General features: G+C 35.8%; 7 protein-coding genes. 4 read left to right on the top strand and 3 right to left on the bottom strand.

Features of this window, described 5'->3' with window-relative positions:
- Positions 1 to 563: 563 nt before the first annotated feature.
- The 3 genes from A6M55_RS09315 to A6M55_RS09305 form a co-directional block, all read right to left on the bottom strand.
- On the bottom strand, positions 564 to 1,115 hold the full coding sequence (locus A6M55_RS09315) for a cob(I)yrinic acid a,c-diamide adenosyltransferase (protein ID WP_015028171.1): 552 nt from the start codon (positions 1,113 to 1,115) through the stop codon (positions 564 to 566).
- Positions 1,116 to 1,230: 115 nt separating this feature from the next.
- Positions 1,231 to 3,726, bottom strand: a complete 2,496-nt coding sequence (locus A6M55_RS09310) for a hypothetical protein (RefSeq protein ID WP_156511015.1) — start codon at positions 3,724 to 3,726, stop codon at positions 1,231 to 1,233.
- Positions 3,683 to 4,696, bottom strand: a complete 1,014-nt coding sequence (locus A6M55_RS09305; protein ID WP_064197362.1) for a hypothetical protein — start codon at positions 4,694 to 4,696, stop codon at positions 3,683 to 3,685. The genes A6M55_RS09310 and A6M55_RS09305 overlap by 44 nt, the downstream gene beginning before the upstream one ends.
- 239 nt (positions 4,697 to 4,935) lie before the next feature.
- Between A6M55_RS09305 and A6M55_RS09300 the strand changes: the two genes are divergently transcribed.
- The 4 genes from A6M55_RS09300 to tyrS all read left to right on the top strand — a co-directional run bounded on the left by A6M55_RS09300 (position 4,936) and on the right by tyrS (position 9,020).
- A complete protein-coding gene (locus tag A6M55_RS09300) occupies positions 4,936 to 5,445 on the top strand; it encodes a DUF1648 domain-containing protein (RefSeq protein ID WP_015028168.1) in 510 nt (169 codons plus the stop codon).
- A gap of 33 nt (positions 5,446 to 5,478) precedes the next feature.
- Complete coding sequence (locus A6M55_RS09295) at positions 5,479 to 6,684, top strand: S-adenosylmethionine:tRNA ribosyltransferase-isomerase (RefSeq protein ID WP_064197361.1); 1,206 nt, start codon at positions 5,479 to 5,481, stop codon at positions 6,682 to 6,684.
- Between the two features lie 144 nt (positions 6,685 to 6,828).
- The gene (locus A6M55_RS09290) at positions 6,829 to 7,488 is read left to right on the top strand and encodes a porin family protein (RefSeq protein WP_015028166.1); all 660 of its coding nucleotides are present in this window, start codon (positions 6,829 to 6,831) and stop codon (positions 7,486 to 7,488) included.
- Between the two features lie 209 nt (positions 7,489 to 7,697).
- Positions 7,698 to 9,020, top strand: coding sequence for a tyrosine--tRNA ligase (tyrS, locus tag A6M55_RS09285; protein ID WP_015028165.1), 1,323 nt, complete (start codon positions 7,698 to 7,700; stop codon positions 9,018 to 9,020).
- Positions 9,021 to 9,046: the final 26 nt, after the last annotated feature.

Below are 9,046 nucleotides of genomic sequence, written 5' to 3'. Positions count from 1 at the left end.
AAACCGTCTTTGTAATAAACCGAAATAAGTGCCGATTTGATTTTCTTGGTCATTTTAGAATGATTTTTGCCAGATTACTAATACAGATATATTTATAACTCGTTCTAAGTCTTTTAGTGAGAGCCTTAAACATTGAAAGTGCAAATTTAACGCTTTTTCTTGATAAGCCAGTACTTGATAAAAAAACATTGAAAAAATAGCCATAAATCATTAAAAAGGGTGAGATTTTAATGATTTATATCTTACCCCTTAGTAAGATAGTTCTTGTGAAATCTAAAAATAATACAAATTTAGATGTCCATTTTAGGTATTTTGCTATGAAGCCAATCAAGTATTTAATGAACTTGAAGGGAGTAGGTAATGGGAATAAAGTGAAAATTTATTGTGTAGCTAGTGTAAAACGAAAATAGAAAAAGTGTTTTTTATTCGTGTCGAAATTTAGTAAATGTGATAAATACGAAGGTTATAAACTAACTTATAATAATCGTTTTAAATTAGTTTTATCTCAAAATTTGCTATTACTTATCTGAGTGTTTTTATATGAAGAGGTTACCTCGTTGTTATTAAATCCGAGGTTTCCAGTTAACTTCTTCACTGCCCAATTCTTGTGTCATTTTGCGAGATAATACAAATAAATAATCAGATAGGCGGTTTAAGTATTTGATAATTAAAGGATTTACTTCTTCTTCCTTAGATAGACGAATAGAAAGACGTTCTGCACGTCGACAGACAGTTCGTGCAATGTGAGTATATGAAACCGATTGATTCCCTCCGGGTAGAATAAAAGCTCTTAATGCAGGAAGTTCGGTGTCCATTTTATCCATTTCTTGCTCTAGTAACGCTATGTCTGTCTCAAATAAATCTGGGATTTTCTTTCTGCGTACTTGCTCTGGCTCGGAAGCTAAATCAGAGCCAATGGTAAATAATCGGTCTTGGATTTCCTTTAAAATTGCCTTTCTCGCATCATTGATTGGCTGGTCTCGCACTAAACCAATCCATGAGTTGAGTTCATCAACAGTTCCGTAAGCTTCGATTTTTAAATCTGCCTTGCTTATGCGTGTTCCTCCTACCAGAGAGGTTGTACCTTCGTCACCCGTTTTTGTATAAATTTTCATTTTATTACTTTGGAATAGTTGTGGCACACTTCAAAAGTGTGCCACAACTATTTTTTTATAACAGAATATTTAATTTCTTATAACAGGAAGCTGTACCCTGAGCGTAGCCGAAGGGTTATTTTCCTGCCAAATAATCTTTATAAGTACTACATTCTTCAATCAGTTGCTCTTCGTATGCTGTACTGCCATATTTTGTTTTAAGTAGGTTGAAGTAAGTAGAATATTTATCTTTTTTCAAGCTACTTAAAGTTTGCTTGATTGCTTCTTCTTTGGCTTTCATTTCATCTTCTGGCAAAGAGTAGATACCATCATACATTTTTGATGAAATACCAGCATACTTGATTTGTTGACAAGTAGCAGCCATAAAACAAGCTTTGGCAGCAAGCTCTGGTTTTGGTGCAACTTGCATGGCTTTATCAAAGTAAGAAAGAGCTTTATCGTATGAAAAATAATCGTCATTTTCATCAAAAGTATCATTTGTACTCCATTCTCTACGAAGTAAAATCCAACTATTGCCATAATAACTCATGTTGTAGCTGCCACAACCTAAAAGAATCAAACTTTCAAAATCGTTAGGGTTTTGCTTAATTTTTGACTCTAATTCTGCCATTCTCTTAGCAAATGCTACTGGCGTAGTGCGTTGTTTGGCGTTTGAATCGCCCAGCCCGTTTAGGCTAAACGGATTTACATCTAAATATGTTTGAAAAGGTTCGGCTTGCCAAGTTTGTGGCGATACATTTTTCCAAGCTTCAGCTGCTTGTGCATATTGATGTTCGGCCAAAGCTCTACGACCCAAAACAGTGTATAGGTATTCATTATTGAAACCTGCCATTGCTTGTAGTTTTTGGTCGAAATTATTAGGTGATTTTTTCTTGAAATAATCAATGACATAATTGATTACTTTCGAAGAAGTTTTTGCTTCAATTTCATATTGGTCAGTATTACTCATAAATGAAGCCGTACCACCATATTCAGTTTGTTTGGCTTGTTGAGCAGACGCCAAAACTTTCAGGATAAATGCTTTTGCCTGATTTTCGGGCGAAGCAGTCGAAACCAAAACGCCTTCCGCAGTTTTTTCATCTTTCGATTTCTTTCCAAAACAACCAGAGAACCAACCCAGTGATTTGTTCGATTGCGAAGAAACTACCGTAGATTTTTCGCCTAAATTTTCAGCAAATTCATCGTTTACGGGTAACTCCTCATATTTTGCAGCCATGATTTTGCAAGCCGCATTGAAATTATTGGCCACTCTAAATTTATCAGAACGAGCAAAGCGTTCTAAAAGAGGCATGACGGTAGCCTCCATATTTGGCGTAACTTCATCTGTTTCACTTACGGCAAAAATCATTTCTTGCATGGCTATTTGGTCTTTCAGACTTTGATTATCGGTTGGAATAGCCTTTGCTTTTTGGAGTAATTCTTGAGCTTTAGACAAGTCTTTTCCGATAAATGCTAAATATGAAGCAGCGGTGTACCAAAAAGGAGAACTCTTCAGATTGGCATCTTCGGCAGCATCAAGGTTAAAGGCCAATAGTTTCTCGAAATAGTTTTTAGCATTGCTTTTCCAGCTAACTTTAGTGAGCGAATCGACTTCCCAGAAACCATATTGTAGGGTTTCTTGATTATTGAAAAAATAATACTCGTTTTTATTAATTTCACGAGCCATTACAAATTCAAGTAATTTATTTTTCGAATCTAAATCCTTGATTTTTTCAAGCAAAGGTAGGCCATCTTGCAAAGGCAAAACGGCAGTAGCAGCATATAAATTAGCTTTTTCGTTATCGTTTTTGCAAAGTTTTAGAGCACCTTCTCCAAATTTTGTGATTCTTTTTAAACTCAAATAAGCGGCTGACTGGCGAGTAGGGGCATTCACCAAAATCTGCGAAAAATGGTAAAATGCACTAGTAGAGTCGCCAGCGTGCATGTATGCTCCTGCCATGCGAGAAGCGGCCCAGTCACTGATAAAAGTTTTGGTTTTGAGTGGTTTAACGAGTTTTTCGTATAAATCAATGCTTTTCTTAGGGTTATCGGCCATATCGGCTACTTTCACTGCTTGATAAGCTAATCTTTCCTTCAAGAATGAATCATTGGTTCGAGCCGATAAATCTTGAATTTTACTTTCTAAAGCTACATAATCTGTTGGTGTTTGAGCTTTAGTGGTATCATTTTCAGCATAAGGGTCTTCATAGGCTGTATCAACAGATTCAATTTCTTTAGCTAAAGTTAAGTATTCAAGAGCTTCAGTTTTACCCTTTCTTTGTAAGGCATTGCTTAGAGCATTGCTGTTGTTTTCTCCGTAGGCTGGATATAATTCTGCTCCTACTTCTTTTTCAGAAATGCCAGCATATTCAGCCCATGCTTGCTGATTAGCTGCTTGGTCAGGTGAAAGGTTAGCTTCTGCCGACCAATAATTATTGCCATAGGTAAATTGTGTGGTAAAATTGTAGGGTCTAAATATTGATTCATTGGCGGCACTTTCGGGCGAGAAAAAACTCTTAAATTCATCGTAATCGAAAGGCATGGGGCCGCAAGCAATCAGAAATAAAATGATGAAAGATTTGGTTCGATTACTCAAACGAAGCATAGATTTGAGAGAGTTCTTCATTGCCATAAAAAGTGATATTTGGTTGGTCTAAGTGATACAAAGCAAAGGTAAGTTTTTGTGTTGAAATTTTATTGTGTAAGGTACGTGAGCCTTTCAATAATTCTTCGAAAGGCACTTCTTCCACGCGAATCATATCGCCTTTTCTCAACGAAATTCCAAAGGCAGAAGTATCTTCCTGTACCCAATATTTGTTTTCTTTTTGACTAAAAAAGTTCAATTTGCTTAATATTTCACTGTCGAGATTATTGATGACTGTTAAGAGTTTTTCTCCTCTATAAACAATCGCCCATCTAAAAATAGGCATCACCAAATCAAGTGGCAATGGATAATCATCGAGTGTACTTAGGTATTGAGATGCCGCATCGAGGTCATAAATGGAGTTCTTGATTTGGGCTTTTTTCCAATTCGACATATTATAAAACATTAGCATGCCTCGCTCGACGGGTGGAATGCCAGTTTTGTGAGCAAACTTTATTTGATGCAAGCGAATGGTAGCCGAAAGATGCTTATCAGCAAAGCGTTTCGTTAATAAACGAAGTAAACTAAAATATTTTTCACGAGTTGAAATAGTCCAATCACAATCGAACTGGATTTCGTTATAAGGCTTTCCTTTGAATGTAGATTCGAGGTGTTTTTTGATGAAAAAAGTGGTTGTATCTAATTCATTATCAGTTATTTGTTTTATTACTTGATTCGTAATGAATATAGTTGGAATCAATGCTGTTTTCTTCGAAACCGAATCTTCGAATCGGATAGAAGCTTTCGGAATAGCTCTTTTTTTGACAAAATCCCAGTCCAAATCAAAGGCTTTGATGTAGAGTTTTTCAACTTTGCATTTTTCGAGTATTTCTTTTTCGGAAGCATTTAATTTGAAATTCGATTTCCAATAATAAATTCCTCTCGAAACCTCTTTCGGTGGTTTCTCTTCTTTGCACGACCAGCAAAAAAATACAAGTAAGATTCCCCAAACACGCATATTAAAAGTCTAAAATAATGAAGCCCTAAAGATACAAAGCTGAAAGTAGAAATTAGTTTTTTCAATAAAAATCTGATACTCTCAATTCTCTGCCCTAACTTTGCAGCTGAAAGCACCTAACGAAAAAATTGAGCGAAGTGTGCTATTCACAAAAACATTTTAATCATAGAAAAAGTATATGTTAGAAAGGAGGAAACTTCGAATCTACATGCTACATTCTTAATTCTACATTTAGCGATATGTCAATACTCAACGTTTTTTTTAATTTTTGGCGAAAAGCCTCTATGCCTTTATTGGTTGGTGTACTTATGCTTTGCTACTTTACTTTACCCGAAAGTGTAGCCGTACATCATACCGAAAGTGGTAATCCTGATGGTTTTGTTGATAAGCAAGATTTGTTCTATATGTCCTTCGGCATTATCATCGTTTTTAATCTTTTGTGGGGAGTTTTGAAAACCCAAGTGCTAAAAATCAACTTTGCGAAACTGAATCCGATGAGCGTTTGGGCGAAAAGTCCTGAGCAATTAAGTGGCTTAATTGAAGGTTGGTTTAATGCCTTTTTAGCACTTACAAATACCTTTTTAGCTTTTGTTTTGTTGGGTGTGCGTCGAATCAATAGCACGGAAAATCAAAAACTCGACTTTGATTATAATTGGGTTTTGGTTGTTGGTTTTGTTTTGCTCATCATCTTGATTTTTATCTTACCAATCAGACTGTTGTTTACTAATCCAAGCGAAGAACAAGCATAATTGCTTCGTTTGATTGGTTAAAATTTTAAGTATATGCTTGAATTAGACTTAGAAAAGTATAATTATGACCTTCCAGATGAGCGAATTGCCCGTTTTCCTGTAGAACCACGTGATTCGTCGAAACTATTGCTTTATAAATCTGAGCAAATTTCGGAAGATATTTTTCATAGCCTACCTAAACATTTGCCCGACGATACCTTTTTAGTTTTCAATAATACTAAGGTTATTCCTGCAAGACTTTTTTTTCAGAAAGCGAATGGTGTTGTTATAGAGGTGTTTTTGCTTAATCCCGTAGAGCCATCGAATGTGGTTTCGCAAGTAATGGAAACAACCGATACTTGTACGTGGGCTTGTATGATAGGTAATAAAAAGCGATTCAAGGAAAAAGTGAGTTCGATAATTACTGGAGCTGCTTTGGAAAAACCTATGCTTCAGGTAAATTTTATCGCCGAGTTGGTTGATGTAGAGAAGAATTATGTGAAGTTTTCGTGGGATAATCGAGAGCTGTCGTTTGCCGAAATAGTTAGATATTTTGGACAAATTCCGCTACCACCTTATCTCAAACGAGAAACCGAGCAAAAAGATTACGATACTTATCAAACGGTTTATTCGAAGAAAGATGGGGCAGTAGCAGCTCCAACGGCTGGCCTACATTTTACAGAAAATGTGTTCACCGAATTGGAGCAAAAGGGTATCAAACATGATTTTGTGACTTTGCACGTAGGAGCAGGGACTTTCCAGCCAATAAAAGTGAAAAATGTGGTAGAACACAATATGCACTGTGAGCAAATTGTATTCGAAAAATCATTCATCGAAAACCTTTTGGCCAATGCAAGCTTTGTGATTCCAGTAGGCACAACATCTATGCGTTCGCTTGAAAGTTTATATTGGTATGGAGTGAAATTGTGCAATGGAAATGAAGCTTTCTTTATCGAAAAACTATTACCATACGAACAAACAGAAGAAGTAAGTTTAGTAGATTCTCTGAAAGCTATTTTGGCTTATATGAATGAGAATAACCTTACTCAAATCATTGGTGAAACTGAAATTTTCATTTTTCCGAGTTATAAATTTAGAGTTTGTAAAGGTATCATTACGAATTTTCATCAGCCAGATTCTACATTAATTTTGCTTGTAGCCGCCTTGGTGGGTGAAAATTGGCAGAAAATTTATAATTATGCCCTCGAAAATGATTTTCGTTTCTTGAGTTATGGTGATTCTTCGCTTTTGATTCCGTAATTTTGCGACCGAAATTTCGTTATCAATACTGGTGCGACCATAAAGTTCGCTAATTTATTTTCCATGTATGTAATAGTGAACACGAATTCACTAAAACCAAAAGAGACAGCTTGAAAACCTGTCCTACAAGACAAAAATATTTCAATGAAAAAAACATTAACCACTCTTTTTGTTTTAGCGAGCCTAGTAAGCTTTGCCCAAATCAGACCAAATACTCAATACGGATTCAAAGGAGGTATTAGCAACTCAAAAACAGCTATTATTAATAACCAAACAAACATTTTTAATAAGTTTAGAAATGATATTAATTTGGGTGCTTTTTATCGTTGGAATTTGCAAAAATTTAGTGTTCAACCAGAAGCATATTTTCAGGCGAAAGGTGGTAGTTTTAAAGCATCTACTAACTTTGCCGAAACAGGAAATACCATTCTTCGTAATAATTATCAATACCTAACAGGTTCTTTGATTTTGGGTTATGAAGTAGCCAAAAATGTACATTTAGTAGCTGGTCCAGAGTATGGTTATGCTCTTAATGCAGGCACTAAACGTGGGCCTTATGCTCAAACTGACTTTAGTGTGGCAGGTGGCGTTCGTATTGATATGCTTGATGCAGCACATTTGTTTAGCTTAAATATTCGCTACGTTCATGGTTTGACCAATACTACCAATAAAACCTATACTTTGGCCGATAAAAGTGTTATTCCATTGAATTTCCAAAACCGTACTTTGCAAGTGTCTGCTACATTTAACTTTAGTGATTATTATCGTTGGGCTAAAAAAGATAAAACACCAAAGAAGAAATAAGATAGGGAATTGTTTTGAAATAGAAATAATCGCTTAATTTTGCAGTATGAAAAACCAAGTGTCATATAGTTTATATTATTATTGTTTCGGTTCAAAACCGCATCAAGTAAGATAACTATATACATATCAGCTATATATTAATCCTCTTGGTGTAAGCTAAGGGGATTTTTTTTACGAGTATCAAAAAGGAGTAATAATTAAAATATATCATGAATTTCATTGAAGAATTACGCTGGAGAGGAATGCTTCACGATGCCATGCCAGGCACCGAAGAACAACTAAATAAAGAAATGACAGCCGGCTATATTGGTTTCGACCCAACGGCCAAATCATTGCATATCGGAAATTTAGCGACTATTATGGTGCTTAAACATTTCCAATTAGCTGGTCATAAGCCTTATGCCTTGGTTGGAGGTGCGACAGGAATGGTTGGCGACCCTTCAGGTAAATCGGCTGAGCGTCAGTTTCTTTCAGAAGAAACTTTAAAAGCAAATCAAGAGGGTATCCGAAATCAATTAGTTAAGTTTCTTGATTTTGATTGCGGCGAAAATTCAGCCGAAATGGTTAATAACTATGATTGGTTTAAAGAAATAGGTTTCTTGGAGTTTTTGAGAGAAGTAGGTAAATACCTTACTGTTAATTACATGATGTCGAAAGATTCGGTAAAAAATCGTTTGGCAACGGGTATTTCATTCACTGAATTTTCTTACCAATTATTACAAGGCTACGATTTTTACTGGTTGTATAAAAATAAGAACGTTCGCTTACAAATGGGTGGTTCTGACCAGTGGGGAAATATCACAACTGGTACGGAGTTAATTCGTAGAAAAGAGTCGGCTATTGTGGGCGAAGTAGAAGATGAAAGCTTAAGTTACAAAGCCTTTGCTCTCACTACACCATTAGTAACCAAAGCTGATGGTACTAAAATGGGTAAATCGGCTGGTGGCGAAACTATCTGGCTTGATGCAAACCTTACTTCTCCATACCAATTTTACCAATATTGGTTAGGACAAGATGACCGTGATTTGCCAAAACTACTAAGAGTATTTACGCTTTATTCAAGAGCTGAAATTGAAAGCATTGAAGCTCAACACGCAGAAGCTCCTCATTTGAGAATCGGACAAAAAGCATTGGCAAAAGATGTAACAAGCCGTGTGCATGGCGAAGAACAGTACGAATTGGCGGTGAAGGCATCGGAAGTATTATTTGGAAAAGGAACCCTCGAAACACTTCAAAGTTTAGATGAGGCTACTTTTACAAGTGTATTTGATGGCGTTCCTACCACCGAAATTTCAAAAGAAACTTGGGATTCTTGCACAAACGTATTAGACTTAGTTTCGGTAGTGACCAACAACGAAATTTATCCATCAAAAGGCGAAGCACGTCGTGCCATTCAAGGCAATGGTTTAAGTATTAATAAAGTAAAAATTACAGATGAAAAGCTGGCACTTTCCGAACTCCAACTTTTGCAAGGCAAATATTTGTTGGTTGGAAAAGGCAAGAAAAATCATATTGTAAAAATTTTATATTAATTAAGAATTGAGAATGATGAATTAAG

Source organism: Emticicia sp. MM, assembly GCF_001649495.1.
The sequence above is the reverse complement of the archived record's forward strand: the minus strand, read 5'-3'. Positions and strand labels throughout refer to the sequence as shown.

What these genes read in the sequence shown, in the direction of transcription:
- A6M55_RS09315 (WP_015028171.1), bottom strand. Translation starts at nt 1,115, where the DNA reads ATGAAAATTTATACAAAAACGGGTGACGAAGGTACAACCTCTCTGGTA.
- A6M55_RS09310 (WP_156511015.1), bottom strand. Translation starts at nt 3,726, where the DNA reads ATGGCAATGAAGAACTCTCTCAAATCTATGCTTCGTTTGAGTAATCGA.
- A6M55_RS09305 (WP_064197362.1), bottom strand. Translation starts at nt 4,696, where the DNA reads ATGCGTGTTTGGGGAATCTTACTTGTATTTTTTTGCTGGTCGTGCAAA.
- A6M55_RS09300 (WP_015028168.1), top strand. Translation starts at nt 4,936, where the DNA reads ATGTCAATACTCAACGTTTTTTTTAATTTTTGGCGAAAAGCCTCTATG.
- A6M55_RS09295 (WP_064197361.1), top strand. Translation starts at nt 5,479, where the DNA reads ATGCTTGAATTAGACTTAGAAAAGTATAATTATGACCTTCCAGATGAG.
- A6M55_RS09290 (WP_015028166.1), top strand. Translation starts at nt 6,829, where the DNA reads ATGAAAAAAACATTAACCACTCTTTTTGTTTTAGCGAGCCTAGTAAGC.
- tyrS (WP_015028165.1), top strand. Translation starts at nt 7,698, where the DNA reads ATGAATTTCATTGAAGAATTACGCTGGAGAGGAATGCTTCACGATGCC.